13 protein-coding genes and 2 tRNA genes are annotated in these 14,155 nt (G+C 60.9%); 8 read left to right on the top strand and 7 right to left on the bottom strand.

What is annotated here, in order from left to right; all coding sequences use genetic code 11:
- Positions 1 to 41 precede the first annotated feature (41 nt).
- Positions 42 to 1,151: a radical SAM protein gene (locus VLU25_09595; protein ID HSR68183.1), complete on the bottom strand. Its 1,110-nt coding sequence runs from the start codon at positions 1,149 to 1,151 to the stop codon at positions 42 to 44.
- 253 nt (positions 1,152 to 1,404) lie between these two features.
- Between VLU25_09595 and VLU25_09590 the strand changes: the two genes are divergently transcribed.
- From VLU25_09590 to lat, 5 genes are all read left to right on the top strand, one after another.
- Entirely contained in the window at positions 1,405 to 1,668 is a 264-nt protein-coding gene (locus VLU25_09590) for a helix-turn-helix transcriptional regulator (protein ID HSR68182.1), read from the top strand.
- 196 nt (positions 1,669 to 1,864) lie between these two features.
- A complete protein-coding gene (locus VLU25_09585; protein HSR68181.1) occupies positions 1,865 to 3,388 on the top strand; it encodes a DEAD/DEAH box helicase in 1,524 nt (507 codons plus the stop codon).
- Position 3,389: 1 nt separating this feature from the next.
- A complete protein-coding gene (locus VLU25_09580) occupies positions 3,390 to 4,679 on the top strand; it encodes a sodium-dependent transporter (protein HSR68180.1) in 1,290 nt (429 codons plus the stop codon).
- Between the two features lie 59 nt (positions 4,680 to 4,738).
- On the top strand, positions 4,739 to 6,136 hold the full coding sequence (cysS, locus tag VLU25_09575; GenBank protein ID HSR68179.1) for a cysteine--tRNA ligase: 1,398 nt from the start codon (positions 4,739 to 4,741) through the stop codon (positions 6,134 to 6,136).
- Entirely contained in the window at positions 6,118 to 7,446 is a 1,329-nt protein-coding gene (lat, locus tag VLU25_09570; GenBank protein ID HSR68178.1) for an L-lysine 6-transaminase, read from the top strand. The genes cysS and lat overlap by 19 nt, the downstream gene beginning before the upstream one ends.
- Before the next feature lie 15 nt (positions 7,447 to 7,461).
- On the opposite strand, the gene VLU25_09565 is transcribed toward lat, so the two are convergent.
- Positions 7,462 to 7,911 (bottom strand): YraN family protein, encoded by a 450-nt coding sequence (locus VLU25_09565; GenBank protein HSR68177.1) that lies wholly within the window; start codon positions 7,909 to 7,911, stop codon positions 7,462 to 7,464.
- A 116-nt stretch (positions 7,912 to 8,027) separates the two neighbouring features.
- On the opposite strand from VLU25_09565, the gene VLU25_09560 reads away from it, so the two are divergent.
- A tRNA-Gly gene (locus VLU25_09560) sits at positions 8,028 to 8,102 on the top strand.
- 78 nt (positions 8,103 to 8,180) lie between these two features.
- Positions 8,181 to 8,255: transfer RNA gene (locus VLU25_09555), tRNA-Cys, on the top strand.
- A gap of 20 nt (positions 8,256 to 8,275) precedes the next feature.
- On the opposite strand, the gene VLU25_09550 is transcribed toward VLU25_09555, so the two are convergent.
- From VLU25_09550 to VLU25_09540, 3 genes are all read right to left on the bottom strand, one after another.
- Positions 8,276 to 9,169, bottom strand: coding sequence for a hypothetical protein (locus VLU25_09550; GenBank protein ID HSR68176.1), 894 nt, complete (start codon positions 9,167 to 9,169; stop codon positions 8,276 to 8,278).
- A 103-nt stretch (positions 9,170 to 9,272) separates the two neighbouring features.
- On the bottom strand, positions 9,273 to 10,310 hold the full coding sequence (locus tag VLU25_09545; protein HSR68175.1) for a fatty acid desaturase: 1,038 nt from the start codon (positions 10,308 to 10,310) through the stop codon (positions 9,273 to 9,275).
- Between the two features lie 58 nt (positions 10,311 to 10,368).
- Positions 10,369 to 10,800 (bottom strand): hypothetical protein, encoded by a 432-nt coding sequence (locus VLU25_09540; protein ID HSR68174.1) that lies wholly within the window; start codon positions 10,798 to 10,800, stop codon positions 10,369 to 10,371.
- 215 nt (positions 10,801 to 11,015) lie between these two features.
- Between VLU25_09540 and VLU25_09535 the strand changes: the two genes are divergently transcribed.
- On the top strand, positions 11,016 to 12,503 hold the full coding sequence (locus VLU25_09535) for an AAA family ATPase (protein ID HSR68173.1): 1,488 nt from the start codon (positions 11,016 to 11,018) through the stop codon (positions 12,501 to 12,503).
- Positions 12,504 to 12,698: 195 nt separating this feature from the next.
- Here the strand turns inward: VLU25_09535 and VLU25_09530 are convergent, their stop codons facing one another.
- Positions 12,699 to 13,109 carry a hypothetical protein gene (locus tag VLU25_09530; GenBank protein HSR68172.1) on the bottom strand — a complete coding sequence of 137 codons (411 nt, stop codon included), beginning with the start codon at positions 13,107 to 13,109 and terminating at the stop codon, positions 12,699 to 12,701.
- A gap of 99 nt (positions 13,110 to 13,208) precedes the next feature.
- Entirely contained in the window at positions 13,209 to 14,042 is an 834-nt protein-coding gene (locus tag VLU25_09525) for a universal stress protein (protein HSR68171.1), read from the bottom strand.
- Positions 14,043 to 14,155: the final 113 nt, after the last annotated feature.

Below are 14,155 nucleotides of genomic sequence, written 5' to 3'. Positions count from 1 at the left end.
TTGACGGTCAGGTGATTGTAGAGCAGGCCTCGGCTCCGAGGCTAGGCGAGCTGCAGCAAGCGTTCTCCCACTTCTTCCTGAGAGGGGATGCGGTTCGATCGAAAGACCCGGCTCCACACGTCGGCGTTCTCCATGCAGGTATAGACGCGAGTGGCCGGGGAGGCCGCTTCAATCCATGCCCGCAGCTTGGAGAGCATTTCGACTCTGAGGGGCTTGAAGTAGCGCAGCTTGCCGTCTTGGCACGGGACCAGCTCGCCCAGCGGCAAGGCGGATCCGGGGAAGCGTTCCCGCATGATTTCCTTGAGGCGGGGTGTCATTCGCAGCGCTCCCAGCGAAATGTAGGGTACCGAAGCGGCCGGCAGGCGCTGGAAGATTTCCTCCACCAGGGAGCGGTAGCCGGCTTCCCAGTCAGGGTAGCGGATGACGGGATCGATATGGAACACGATCGGATATCCGGCTTGCACGCAACGCTCGGCCGCCCGCAGGCGCTGCTCGAGCGAGGCTGTTTTGTGCTCTTCGCTCTGCTGCACGGCCCGCGGATTGATCGACCAGGAGACCACGGTGCGTCCGCGGTGATCGAGTTCCAGCAGTTCCTCGACGCAGTCGCTCTTGGTCTTGAACTCCAGCAGCGCATTGGGACGGCGGGCGAAAAACTCCACCAGGGGACGGCTGTAGCCGGTGACGGGATCCAGGGCCAGTGAATCGGCCAACTCGCCGGTCCCCACTCTGAAGTTGGATGAGGGCGCCGAGGAAAAGACTTGATCGAGTTCGCTCAGCAGGTCTTGATGGTTGGCGTAGATCACCATCTGGGGCAGATTCAGATAGGCCTGAAGGTAGCAGTAACTGCATTCCATATGGCAGTTCGAGGCGTAGTTGACGACAAAGTAATTGCAGCATACGTTGCCGGCTCCGACCTTGGTGGTTCCGGCCGGACAGGGTTTGAAAAAGTGTCCCCGGTGACGGCACAGCACCAATTGGCGCTTGGCCTGGGCGATGCTGGGCCGGCTCCGGCGCGACTCTTCCACGAGGTCCTCCAAGCCGGCAAAAAGGCGCTGGGGAACTTCAGGCAAGCGGCTCCGCACATTGGCGGCAATGAGGGAATCGGCCACCGCTTCTTCAATCAATATCTCCTGCGGGCGATAGGGACGCATGACCCTCAATATACCCTCCTTGCCCCACAGCGGGCGCAGGGACTGGGGTAGGAGGCCCGGCCATCATGCCAAGCCCTGCTGCAAATAACGTCGAAATCTGCACTTAAAGAGCCTGTTATCAATGAAACATTGCATTTAAGGATCATGTCCATGCGCTTGGGGTGTGGATTCCGGGGTAAAACTGCACCTGTCAGCTTCTTCCGTTGAGATATAAAAGAAACCTACGCTATTGGCCATGAAATTGGATATCCGTATGATGCGGAAAATCGGTCGCCGCATCCGACACCGCCGGCGCCTGAAGAAGCTCACACAGGAAGACTTGGCCGAACGCAGCGGTTACAGCACCGGCTATATCGGCAGCATCGAGAACGCCCGAAAGGTCCCATCCATCGTTTTCATCTTCGACGTGGCCGCCGCCTTGGAGACCTCCGCCGCCGACTTGCTCATCGATTCCAAGGGGGGCCCCGACCGCGAGGCGATCAAGGACGAGATCCGTCAACTGGTCGACCAGCTTTAATCTCAGCGGGCCGCCAGCCTGGTCCGCTCAAACCGTCCCGCTTGGGGCCGGCTTCCGGCCTCAAAGCAGCCCTTGGCTTGATTTCGCCGGTTGCTGAAGCTAAGATGCAAGACTCAAGACGACCTCCCGGATAAAGTACGCCCGAAAAGGACGGGACGCCCGGCCTTCCATTCCGAGGCGATAATTCAAACGAAACATGAACGATAATCAGACCAAGCATTCCCCAAGCACTCCCTCTTCCCAAGAGCCGCAAGAGCCGGAACTGGCCGAGGTTTCCATGGAAGATCTGCCCAAGGAACTTCAGGACGCGGCCCACAAGGCCGGATGGAGTGCCCTCATGCCGGTGCAGAAGAGGGCGATTCCTTATCTGCTGCAAGGCCGCGACCTGATGGTCCAGTCCAGAACCGGCAGCGGTAAAACGGGGGCTTTCTTGCTGCCCCTGCTGCAGCGCATCGATCCCTCTCATGACGTGACCCAGGCCATGGTGCTGACTCCCACCCGCGAGCTGGCGGCCCAGGTGGCCCGGGAATCGGAGCGGCTCAGTTCGCAGGGATCCAACGTCCGCACCGTGGTGGTCTACGGCGGTGTCGGCTACGGCGCCCAGATGAAGGGCCTGAAAGCGGGAGCCCACCTGATCGTCGGTACGCCGGGACGCATTCTCGACCATCTCGAACGAGGGACCATGCGTCTCAACAAGCTGCGCTACATGATTTTCGACGAGGCCGACCGGCTCATGTCGATGGGATTCTTCCCCGACATGAAGCGCCTTCAGAAGCATCTGCCCGAGAAGCGCCACACCTACATGTTCTCAGCCACCTATCCGCCCAGCGTGCTGAGTCTGGCCAACATGTTCCTGGATTCCCCCGAACGCCTCAACCTCAGCCGCGACACCCTCCATGTGGTGGACACGGAGCACCTCTACTACGTGGTCGATTCCATGGACAAGGACCGGGCTCTGATCCGGCTCATCGAGATGGAGAACCCCGAATCGGCCATTATCTTCTGCAACCGGAAATCGACGGTGGAATACGTGACTCAGGTCTTGCAGCGCTTCGGCTATCACGCCGACATGCTCATGTCGGACTTGAGCCAGAAGGCCCGCGAGCGCGTGCTGGGACGGTTGCGCGACAAGACGCTGACCTTTTTGGTGGCTACCGACGTGGCCGCCCGCGGCATCGACATCGACCGGCTATCCCACGTCATTCAGTACGATTTTCCCGAAGAGGTGGAGAACTACATCCACCGGGCGGGACGCACCGGCAGGGCCGGAGCCGTCGGCATGGCGGCTACCCTGGCCAGCCATGCCGAGGAACTCAACCTCAAGAAAGCCGCCAAGCAGCTGGGCATTCCCCTGGAAAGCCGTCCCCTGCCCGGCGATTCCGACGTCGAGCAAATCGTCTCCGAAAGGGCCACTGCTCTGCTCGAAGCCGACCTTCGCTCGCGCGACAACCTGCAGCGGGAACGCCTGCAACGCATGGTTCCCCTGGCTGACTCCCTGAGCGAAAGCGACGAGGAAAAACTGCTTATCGCCATGCTCCTGGACGACTACTACCAGAAGAAGCTGCACCAGCCGGAAACCTGGACGGGCACCATCGAGCAGCCCGAGCGCACCCAGTCCTCGCGCAGAAAGGGCGGCTCAGGCGGAAGAGGACGGCGAAAGGGCGGAGGCGGCCGGGGCGGCAAGGGGCGAGGGCGACGCGGACGCGGGCGCAAGTCCTGACATGACCCAAGGCCGGGATACCTTCGGATCGAGCTGGGGGACGGTTCTCACCACTGCCGGAGTGGCCATCGGGCTGGGCAACATCTGGCGCTTTCCCTACATGATGGGGGCATTCGGAGGCCTCTGGTTCCTTCTCGTCTATCTGGCTGTCGTGATCGGTTTCGGAGTTCCCGCCCTGATGAGCGAATGGGCCCTGGGACGCCGCCTTCGCCGCGGCCCCATGGGGGCTTTCGAGAAGGCCTCCATGCCCGGCGGCAAACTGTGGGGATGGCTGCTGCTGATCACGGTCGTGATGGCCTCGTCCTACTACGCCGTGGTGTTAGGATGGGTGCTCTGCTACGCCGTCTTCTTTGCCACCGGCCAGACCCAAGGGGATTCCCAGGAGGTATTCCGGGGCCTGACTTCCAACCTGCCCCTGCAAACGGCCGGCGTGTGGACTTGCGTGGCCCTCTCTTGCGCCGCCATGGCCCTGGGAGTCAAAGGCGGCATCCAGCGCATCAGTTCGCTCTTCACGCCCCTTTTCTTCCTTCTCTTCCTGGGCCTGATCGTCTATGTACTGGGGCTGCCGGGCGCCTGGACGGGATTTCTGGCCTATCTGGCCGAAAGCGCCGGCAATTTCACTCCCCGGACCGTCCTGGCGGCGCTGGGACAGGGGCTCTTTTCCCTCAGCCTGGGCGGGACCTACATGCTGGTTTACGGCAGCTACATGCGATCCCGGGAGAACATTCCCCGCAGCGCCTTGATGACGGCCTCTCTGGACGTCTCGGCGGCCCTGCTGGCCTGCTTGCTGGTGGTTCCTGCGGTGCTGGTCTTCGGCATCGACATGGCCAGCGGGCCTCCGCTCATGTTCGTCACCATGCCCGAGGTGTTTCAGCAGATGGACTGGGGAGGCATCGCCGGCACGCTCTTTTTTCTCTCCGTGCTGCTGGTGGCTCTGCTCTCCCTCATCGGCGCCTACGAAGTCATCGTGGCTGCTCTTCGCGACGCCTGGGGGTGGAGCCGGCCCAAGGCTTTGTTGCTGGTGCTGATCACCCAGACGGTGCTCATCTTCCCTCCCATGCTCAGCCTCGACTACATCTTCTACAGCGATCTCTTGTGGGGCTCGACCATGCAGCCGTTGGGCGCCGTCCTCTCCGTGGTGGCCCTGGTGTGGAGCCTGGGCCGGGCCGCGGCGCTGGAAGAGATCTCCCGCAATTCCGGCTTGCCGGTGAAGGGATTCCTGGTGCTTTGGCTGCGCTGGGTGGTCCCCGGCGGAATCGTCATCGGGCTTCTCTACGGGTGGGCGGGCTGATGCTTCCGCTACTTCTGAAGCCTTGATAAGATAGAATTTCGGGCGCGGTGAAGGACTTTATGGCACTACGACTGTACAACACGCTGACCCGGAAAGTAGAGCCCCTCCGGCCTCTCGAAGATGAGCACGTACGCATGTATACGTGCGGCCCCACGGTCTACAACTACGTCCATATCGGCAACTTCCGCACCTTCATCTTCCAGGACCTGCTGCGCCGCTACATCCTCTACAAGGGGTTTGAGCTGACCCACGTCATGAACATCACCGACGTGGACGACAAGATCATCGCCGCCTCTAAAGCCGAGGGTGTGTCCATTGCCGAGTACACCGGCCGCTACGAGCAGGCTTTTCTTGACGATATGGAGACGTTGCGCATCCAAAAGCCCGAAGTCATGCCGCGCGCCACGGAGCATATCGACGACATGGTGGAGCTGGTCAGCAAGCTGCGCGACAAGGGGCTGACCTACGAGAGCGACGGCTCGATTTACTATCGCATCGCCGGCTTCAAGAACTACGGCAAGCTCTCCAGGGTAGAATTGGACGGCTCGGGCAGCCAGGCCCGCGTCGATTCCGACGAATACACCAAGGAGAATCCGCGCGATTTCGTGCTCTGGAAGGGACGCCGGGGCGATGACGCCTACTGGGAAAGCAGTTTGGGAGAGGGGCGTCCCGGCTGGCATCTTGAATGCTCGGCCATGAGCATGAAGTACCTGGGGGAGAGCTTCGACATCCATTGCGGGGGTGTCGACCTGGTCTTCCCCCATCACGAGAACGAGATCGCCCAAAGCGAAGGAGCCAGCGGCAAGCCCTTCGTCAAGTACTGGGTGCATGGAGCCCATCTGATCGTGGAAGGCGAGAAGATGTCCAAGTCGGCGGGCAACTTCTATACTCTGCGCCAAGTGCTGGAAAAGGGCTACAGTCCGCGGGCCGTGCGCTATCTGCTCAGTTCGGTCCATTATCGAAAGCAGCTCAACTTCACTTTCGACGGCATCGAGCAGGCTGCGGCTGCCGTCCGGCGGGTCGACGACCTGCTGCGCAAGCTGCGCGAACTTGAGCCGGCCGGTGAAGACGACGAACGGCTCGCTCAAGCGGTCGAAGAGGCCCGCGCCGCCTTCGAAGCCGCTCTGGACGACGACCTCAATGTCTCAGAGGCTTTGGCGGCTCTTTTCGAATTGGTCCGGCAGGCCAATGTCTCGCTCGACGAGGGTAAGCTGGGGTCGGGCAACCGCCGGGAGATCATGCGGTTCTTCCAGGACGCTGACTCCGTTTTCGATGTTTTCCAACTGGAAGAAGAAGAGTTGCCTGACGAAGACGTCGCTCGCCTCATCGAGGAGCGAATCGAGGCGCGCCGCCTGCGGGAGTTCGCGCGCGCTGATGAGATCCGCGATCATTTGGCTGAGCAAGGAATCATCCTGGAAGATACGAAAGAAGGAACACGATGGAAACGAGTGCACTGAAAACTGACGCCGCGGCGGCTCTGGATTTTCTCAAGAGCCACATGCTGGCTGACGGATACGACTTGGTTTGCGACCTGCACAAGAGCAAGGGTTCACGTCTCTACGATGCCAAGCGAGACACCTTTTTTCTTGATTTCTTCTCTTGCTTCGCCACTTGTCCCTTGGGTTTCAACCACCCCAGGCTGACTACGCCTGAGGCGCTCAAGCGCCTGGGAGAGGCGGCCGTCAACAAGCCTTCCAACTCGGACGTCTACAGTTGGGAGATGGTGGAGTTCATGAGGACCTTCACCCGCGTCGCCAAACCCGACCATATGAAGTACGCCTTCTTCATCGAGGGCGGCGCGCTGGGGGTTGAGAACTGCCTCAAGGCGGCCTTCGACTGGAAAGTGCAGAAGAACTTCGCCAAGGGCTACAAGGAGGAAAAAGGCTACAAGGTCATTCACTTCAAGGACGCCTTTCACGGCCGCACCGGTTACACGCTTTCGCTCACCAACACCGATCCCAACAAGACCAAGTACTTTCCCAAGTTCGACTGGCCCCGCATCGACAATCCCTACTGCCGTTTTCCTCTGCAAGGAGACAACCTTGAGCAGGTGGTGGAAAGCGAGAAGCAGGCCTTGGGCCACATCGCCGAGATCATCAAGGAAGAGGGCGACGACGTCGCCTGCATTGTGTTGGAACCGATCCAGAGCGAGGGCGGCGACCATCACTTCCGTCCCGAGTTCCACCAGGCGCTGCGGGCCATCTGCGACAACAACGACATCCTCATGATCTACGACGAGGTGCAGACGGGTTTCGGAGCCTCGGGCAAGTTCTGGGCTTACGAGCACTACGTGCGGCCCGACATGCTGGCTTTCGGCAAGAAGGCCCAGGTGTGCGGCGTCTTGGCCAGCGCGCGCATCGACGAAGTGCCCGACAACGTCTTCCGCGTCTCCAGCCGCATCAATTCGACCTGGGGCGGAAACTTGGTGGACATGGTGCGCTGCGGGATGTACCTGCAGATCTACGAAGAGGAAAACATCCTGCAGCATGTCAGCGAGATGGGCCAAAGGCTGCTGGAGAGGCTGCACGATCTGCAGGAAGAATTTCCCGACAAGATTTCAAACGTGCGCGGCAAGGGACTGCTGTGCGCCTTCGACATGGTCGACTCGGCTACCCGCAAGGCCTTTCTGCGGCGCCTTTTTGAAGAGCGCCTGCTGATGTTGCCCTGCGGGCGCCGTTCGGTGCGTTTCCGTACGCCCCTCAACATTAGCTGGGACGACCTGCAAGAAGGACTGGGGATTATTCACAAGGTTGTGAGCGCGATGTAAGTCCTGGGCGGTGCTTCAGAGGCGCCAGTGGCGCAGTTCATAGCGGCGCAGATCGGGTGTTTCGACCGCGATCAAGTGGAGGCCGAAGGGCTGTTCCTCGAGTTCGTAGCGGCGCAGGAAGTGCCAGGCGGCCGCCTCCACCCGCGCCAGCTTCTCTTCATCGGCGGTTTCTTCGGGCCGGACGGATGAGGGCCCGCGGCGGGTGCGGACTTCGAAGAAGCCGAGGTGATGAGGGCCGTAGGCGATCAGGTCCACTTCGCCCACCCGGCAAGACCAGTTGCGCGCCACCACGTCCCATCCGCTGCGGCGAAGGTAGCGCAACGCCAGCCATTCGCCCCAGCGCCCCAGGGCGGCGCGCTCTCCGGCCTTCCTGGTGTAGGCGGCGAAGAAGCAAGGACGGATCACCCGGCCCCGTTTCACCTCCACCAGTTCCTCTTGAATTGGAATGCCCTTTTCTCTCTCCACACACCTTCAACGCACCAGCCCGCGCAATCTGCGAAATCCGCCTCAGAAGCCGTCTGGACAGAGGCCCTGAAAAGTTGACAAAAGCACCGCTGGTTCGTAGAATATGGGCTCTGCGAGCGGGAATAACTCAGTGGTAGAGTGCAACCTTGCCAAGGTTGAAGTCGCGGGTTCGAATCCCGTTTCCCGCTCCATTTCCCACCTTCCACACCCGGGCCCCAAGGTTGTTTTCACTTGAGCGCAAGTCTATAATGGCAGTCCGCGCTCAGAGAGGCGGCGTACCCAAGTGGTAAGGGAGAGGTCTGCAAAACCTTTATGCGCCGGTTCGAATCCGGCCGCCGCCTCCAATTCCTGGCTCAAATGCCCGCTATTGGAGGCGCTCTTCATCTCCGGGCTGATTGAGTTCCCAGTAGGGCAGTTTCTCGCTCTTCTCCAGTTCCAGAGAATCGCCGTTGGGGCGCTGCCAGCGGATCAGGCGGTGAGGAAACTCGGCTTCGAACCACATCAGGTCGCGCCGGTCTCCAGCTTGCACTTCGACGCGAAAGGTCTCGAATCGGCCGGCTGGCGCCTGGACGCTTTCACGTTGCTGCACCTCCACCCGGGCCCGCTGGTAGGAGGGTTCTTGGACGCGGCTGGAAAACTGGCTGGGCAGCATGTTGAACTCGAGGCTCAGCCCCACTCGCCATTTCAATGAGCGCAGCGTCACCGGCAAGGTGTCGTAGAGCACCAGATCGTCCGGGTACTCCACATCGTAGGAGCCGTTTCCCTGACCGTCCCAGTAGGTATTGAAGTCGAAGCTGTGGCGTTGGCCATAGCGTACGATTTCCTTGAAGGAATGTCCGCACCATTCCTGGCTGCTGTAGGTCATTTTGGCGAAACGCTGGGGACCGTGCTGGAAGAAAGCGCTCATCATCTGACGGTACTCGTAGATTCCGGTTTGGACCCGTTGCAGGTAGTTGAACTTGAGCATCTTGACCAGCCCCGGCTGGCGCCAGTCGTCGGCTTTGACCAGCAACTCGGGATTATGATCTTCGGTCACCAGGATGTGGACCAGTTGTCGGGCTGGACGGCGGGCGCCGTAGAAGGTCAATCGGGCCTGGTAAAGATTGATCTCAGCCGTGCCGTCGAACCAATAGTCCCGGCTCGAGTAGGAGGAGTCGAGATGATCGGCCAGATCGTTGGCGGCCGAGGCTCCTTGCCGGCAGACCGCCAAAAAGGGAAGAAGCAGCCCGGCCAGGCAGATGAGAATCGTTTTTCGCATGACGTTGATGTCTCCTTCGAACAGTTATCGAGGGGCGCGGCCTGAGGACAGTCTCCGCAAAGGGTAGCGAGCAGCCTCATCCCGCCCAGCTTAGCTACTGGCCCTAGTCGAGATGAAGCGACCAGTTGGTGTGGGGTCGCTTGTTGAGGACGATGTAGTGGTAGAGGAGCTCGCGGATGCTGTGGTCGCTCATTCCCCGCTGCCGGAAGAAAGGCTCCAGCTTACGGCGGAGCTTGGGCATGTTGTAGAAGGGAACCCGCGGATAGTAGTGGTGCTCGAGGTGGTAGGTCGACCACAGGTAGGCGATGTCCCAAAACCGGCTCACCTTCATGAGGGTGCTCCATTGGGCCGGGTCCTCGGGGACGATGAAGTAGTGCTGGCAGAGTCGGTTGAGTGCGAAGGCCACCGGGAAGACCAGCAGGTAGGGAACCAGGTAGGCGCGTCCGGCGGCACCCCAGCCGAAAAAGTAAGCCAAGGCCGCAAAAGCAGCCAGGTGAACGGCTATAGTGGCCAGGCGCTCGTTGCGGATCGTCCTTTGCAACTCTCGCGGGTAGGTGGCGTTTTCCTCTTTGGCAGCCCGGAAATAGATGAAGATCAGGGCCGGCGTGAAGTAGAGCAGCTTGTACCAGCGCTTGTTGACCTTGGGCGAGAGGCGGTGGCGCTTGGGATCATCCTCTTCCGATCCCAGTGAATCGTGGTGGTCGAGATGCCAGCGCGTGAACTGGGTGCGCGAGATGCCGCTGGGGATGGCGTAGAGGAAGCCCAGCACTTTATTCCAAAAGGCCTTGGAGCGGCTGCGCCCGCCGCGGATGGCGTTGTCGTGAACGACTTCGTGGAGCATCACGGTGAAGTTGAAGATCACGAACCCCTGCACGACCGCCAGCGGAATCCAAATCAGCGGATGGGTGAAGACGATTAATCCCCAGGTGGCCAGCCCCATAACGCCGAACTGCCCCGCGGTGACTGCAAGATGTCGCCAAGTGCTGACCTGGTGCAGTTCCCGCAGTTCCTCGGCATCCAGCCGCTGGGACAGTTCCTGGCGCAGTCCGCGGGTGTGGCGGGCGTAGTAGTTCTTGCGCCCGTCAGACGGGATCTCGGAGTCACTTGGAGCCTTGACCAGGGGCGATGCAGCCGAAACCATAGCGCCTTTATTCTAGCAAATGCCGCCTTCCGGGGGACGGAATGGGCGGTGCGGGGGTTTATCCTACTCGCTTCTTGAAGGCCTCGAAGGAGCCCGGAGAACGCTTCTCTCTCCAGCGGATGAACTTGCCGGCTACCTCCTCCAGGTTTCCCAAGAAGTTGGCGTCGCTGAACTGCTGGCGTATCTCCTCGAGCAGGGGCTCGATCCGAACCCACACCAAGAGCATTTCACCTCCGCTTTCGAAGAAGAGTTGTTTGTTGAGCGTCTCGTGACGGATGAAGGAAGCGACCATGTCCCAATAGGACGCCACCATGCGGAAGTAGGCGTTGGTCTGGGAGCCCGACGGACACAGTTGGTTCAGTTCCTTGAGGTTCTTGACTTTGAACGACTCCGAAAACCAGGCGCGCGCTTCCCGCATCTTGCGCTCGCGCCGCAGTTCGTAAAGTCTCAGGATCAAATCGACGTCGTGGTGGTCGGGTGCTTTGGACATGTCGGTCCTCCTCGGTCTGATGCATATGCTTGAAACGGCTGCGGGAGAGGGAACGCGCCTCGGCCTCGGCGGCGCCCCGGCGGCCCGGCGGGTAATGATTCCGTCGATTTTGCCGACAGGGTAAGAGGTGGCTTCACCCCGGCCTTGGTGCCGGACGTTGCGTCCGCAGCCAGAAAAAACTAAAGCCTCAAGCCACCCTTTAATTGTAGGGTCTTATGCGAGTTTCCGCCAGTCATGATTTGCGCACCTTGATCGCCTCCTATCATCCCGTGATCGTTATGGAGACGCTGGAGGAGGAACGGGCTCAACAACTCCTGCGCGAAACGGCCGCGGCGATGGGATTGCCCTTCTTCGAGTGGACCGTCACGCGGGGGCTGCGCCGCCCGCCCAAAGGGGGCATGATCCACGGCACCAACGATCCCCAGGTCATGCTGCGTCATCTGGAAAGTTTGACCATCGAGGGCGTTTATCTGCTCAAGGACCTGGCTTCTCACCTCTCCAGCCCGCCGGTCGCCCGGCAGTTCCGCGAGCTGTGTCAGAAGTTTTCCAGCACCCGTTCGGCCCTGGTGTTAACGGGAGCCGACATCGAGCTTCCCGCCGGAATCGGACACAAGGCCGCCTTCTACCGGCTCAGCCTGCCGGGCCGAGAGGAACTCAAGGAGGTCATGCAGACGGCTCTGGCTTCCTTGCGCCGCAAGCAGCCCTTCCAGGTCGATCTGCAGCCGGGAGATTTGCATCAACTGATCTCGGCGCTGCGCGGGATGACCCTCAACCAGGCCCGCCAGGCTGTCGCCTTCGCCGTTATGGAGGACGGCCGCCTGAACGGCAGCGACATCAACAGAGTTCTGGAGCGCAAGGCCCAGATGATCAGCGACGGAGGCGTGCTGGAGTTCTTTCCCGCCGAGGACAACCAGTCGGAGTTGGGCGGATTCGCCAATCTGCAAGAATGGCTGCAGCGCGCCGAAATCGGCTTTTCCAGCAAAGCCCGGGAGTTGAACTTGAGGGCTCCGCGGGGAATTCTCATCGTAGGGGTGCAGGGCTGCGGGAAATCGCTGGCGGCCAAGGTCATCGCGCGGCGCTGGAGAATGCCCTTGCTCAAACTGGACGCGGGCAGCCTCTACGACAAGTATGTGGGCGAATCGGAGAAGAACTTCCGCCGCGCCGTTGCCATGGCCGAGTCGATGGCCCCCGCCGTCATGTGGATCGACGAGATCGAAAAGGGACTGGGATCGGCCGGCTCCTCCGATCAGGACGGCGGCTTGAGCCGGCGTCTGCTAGGGGCCTTCCTGACCTGGTTGCAGGAGAAGAAGGGAGAAGTCTTCGTGGTGGCCACCGCCAACGACTTGAGCGGACTTCCGCCGGAGCTGATGCGTAAGGGACGCTTTGACGAGATCTTCTTCGTCGATCTGCCCGGCCTGAGCGACCGCCGCTCCATTTTCCGGATCCACCTGCGCCTGCGAAACCAAGATCCCGACTCCTTCGACCTGGATGAGCTGGCGCGCGCCTGCGACGGCTTCAGCGGAGCTGAAATCGAGCAGGCCGTCATCGGCGCCGCCTACCGTTCTTTGCACGAAAGCCGCTCCCTGTGCACACAGCTCATCCTCGAGGAAATCTCCGAAACCGTACCGCTGTCGGTGTCTCGGCGCGAAGATATCGAGCGTCTGAGGAATACCGCCCGCAGCCGTTTCGTCAGTGCCGCCTAGGGCCACAAGGTGGCCAACAAGTTCACACAAGTGTCAAGTTTCAGTGACCGCGGTGAAGGCCCAATTGCTCTCGGCGGTATGAGGCTCGCTACGCCTAGGGCCACTAGGTGGCCAACAAGTTCACACACGGGTCAAGTTTCAGCGACCGCGGTGAAGGCTCAATTGCCCTCGGCGGTATGAGGTCGCTCGCTACGCCTAGGCGAATTCAAGGTGTCCTGCCATCCGCTCCAGTTCGCCCCGCAGCAGGACGCTGCGGTTGGGGGGCTGCATGCTGATCAGCTTGAGTCCGCGCAGGACGCTGGCGGCCAGCTCACCGCGCGGGGAGAAGGCGCGGATGACGATCTTGTTGTCGACGCCCAGGCGGTTGTTTTCGTAGCGCACGAAATCCACCGAAAGATGACCTCCCTGGGGCGCATTCAGTTCAGCGTGGAGAATGATCCGCTCGCGCGGGTCGTCGCCCGGCTTGCCGCTGGAAACCAAGCCTGAGAGCTGCCAGTCGAAGTCGCTGGCGAAACCCTCGAAAACAGCTTCAGCATCCAAGGCGAGGGCCGAAACGGCGTCGTAGGACTCGCCATGGCGCTTGGCCTTGATGTCGTAGAGTTTCATAGATCTCCCGATTGCGCATCGGGCACTCCCGGGCGCTTCCTCAGTATACCGGATTCTCCCTCCCCTTTCGGACAAGGGCACCAAAGTCTGCGGCGCCGTCTACTGGGTGAGAAAGAGCGCTCTCTCGCACTGCTCGATGAGGCGCAGGGTGGTGCTTCCGAAGACTTTGCGCAGTATGAGGCGGCGATGGCTGTTTCCGGCCACCACGATGTCGGCGTCGAAGCGTTTAGCCTCTTCCAGCAGCCCCTTGGTGGGATCGCCTTCCATGACTTCGCCTTGCGGCTCCAAGCCATGCTCGCGGCAGTACTCGAGGGCGTCTTCAATGAGCTGGCGGGCCTCTTCCCTGGGCTTGTTCTCGTCATAGCAGACGACCCGCAAATCGCACTTTTCCCAAAGCTGCATTGAAACGAACCGCTTCATGGCTTTGGCCGATTCCATCGACCCGTTGTAGCCGACCAGGACCTTGACCGGACTCTTGAAGGGTTGGTCCACGGTGAGGACGGGACGGACTCCTTGAGCGATGAGCTTGGCGATGCTGTCGTGAGGCTCGTCGATCACGCCGAACTCCCACAGCGAGCGAAGACCCAGGATCGTCAGGTCGTGATAGCGCCAGTAGGAGATCAGCGACTCGAAAGGATCGCCGTTCTCGCGGTAGAGCCGATGGCGGACTTTGGCCTTCTCGCAAGCCTTGACGAAATCGTTCACCGCCTTGCGCGACTGCTGGCGGGCCTCTTCGATGCGGAACTCGGCCAATTGCTGGGCCGAGTGGCCGGCCCCCAGCGGCACCGAGCCGGTGTCCGAGAGGCGGTCGATGTCCACTATCGTTACCCCGGTCAAAGAGGCGTCGTGACGGCGGGCCAGGCGGACCGCCTCCTCGATCTTCCTTTCCGAGTGTTGCGATCCGGCTAGAGCTACAAGAATGCGCTTGATCATAGTCGTTGACTCGAGGGTCCTTAATACCCCTCAAGGATACTGCCTGAGGTCAGGCTTGTCGATGCAGGGCCAGATTTCGTCCTATCCTGGCGGCCTTTTCCCTTCTCCGGCGT

The sequence above is a fragment of the Acidobacteriota bacterium genome (assembly GCA_035471785.1).
In the GTDB taxonomy this organism is placed as follows: Bacteria; Acidobacteriota; UBA6911; order RPQK01; family DATIPO01; genus JANQFM01.
This window is presented reverse-complemented; position numbering and strand designations above follow the sequence as displayed.

Excerpts from the sequence above, each read along its gene's own strand:
- VLU25_09535 (HSR68173.1), top strand. The coding sequence starts at position 11,016 with ATGCGAGTTTCCGCCAGTCATGATTTGCGCACCTTGATCGCCTCCTAT.
- VLU25_09595 (HSR68183.1), bottom strand. The coding sequence starts at position 1,151 with ATGCGTCCCTATCGCCCGCAGGAGATATTGATTGAAGAAGCGGTGGCC.
- VLU25_09585 (HSR68181.1), top strand. The coding sequence starts at position 1,865 with ATGAACGATAATCAGACCAAGCATTCCCCAAGCACTCCCTCTTCCCAA.
- VLU25_09530 (HSR68172.1), bottom strand. The coding sequence starts at position 13,109 with ATGAAACTCTACGACATCAAGGCCAAGCGCCATGGCGAGTCCTACGAC.
- VLU25_09590 (HSR68182.1), top strand. The coding sequence starts at position 1,405 with ATGATGCGGAAAATCGGTCGCCGCATCCGACACCGCCGGCGCCTGAAG.
- VLU25_09550 (HSR68176.1), bottom strand. The coding sequence starts at position 9,169 with ATGCGAAAAACGATTCTCATCTGCCTGGCCGGGCTGCTTCTTCCCTTT.
- VLU25_09545 (HSR68175.1), bottom strand. The coding sequence starts at position 10,310 with ATGGTTTCGGCTGCATCGCCCCTGGTCAAGGCTCCAAGTGACTCCGAG.
- lat (HSR68178.1), top strand. The coding sequence starts at position 6,118 with ATGGAAACGAGTGCACTGAAAACTGACGCCGCGGCGGCTCTGGATTTT.
- VLU25_09525 (HSR68171.1), bottom strand. The coding sequence starts at position 14,042 with ATGATCAAGCGCATTCTTGTAGCTCTAGCCGGATCGCAACACTCGGAA.
- VLU25_09580 (HSR68180.1), top strand. The coding sequence starts at position 3,390 with ATGACCCAAGGCCGGGATACCTTCGGATCGAGCTGGGGGACGGTTCTC.
- cysS (HSR68179.1), top strand. The coding sequence starts at position 4,739 with ATGGCACTACGACTGTACAACACGCTGACCCGGAAAGTAGAGCCCCTC.
- VLU25_09540 (HSR68174.1), bottom strand. The coding sequence starts at position 10,800 with ATGTCCAAAGCACCCGACCACCACGACGTCGATTTGATCCTGAGACTT.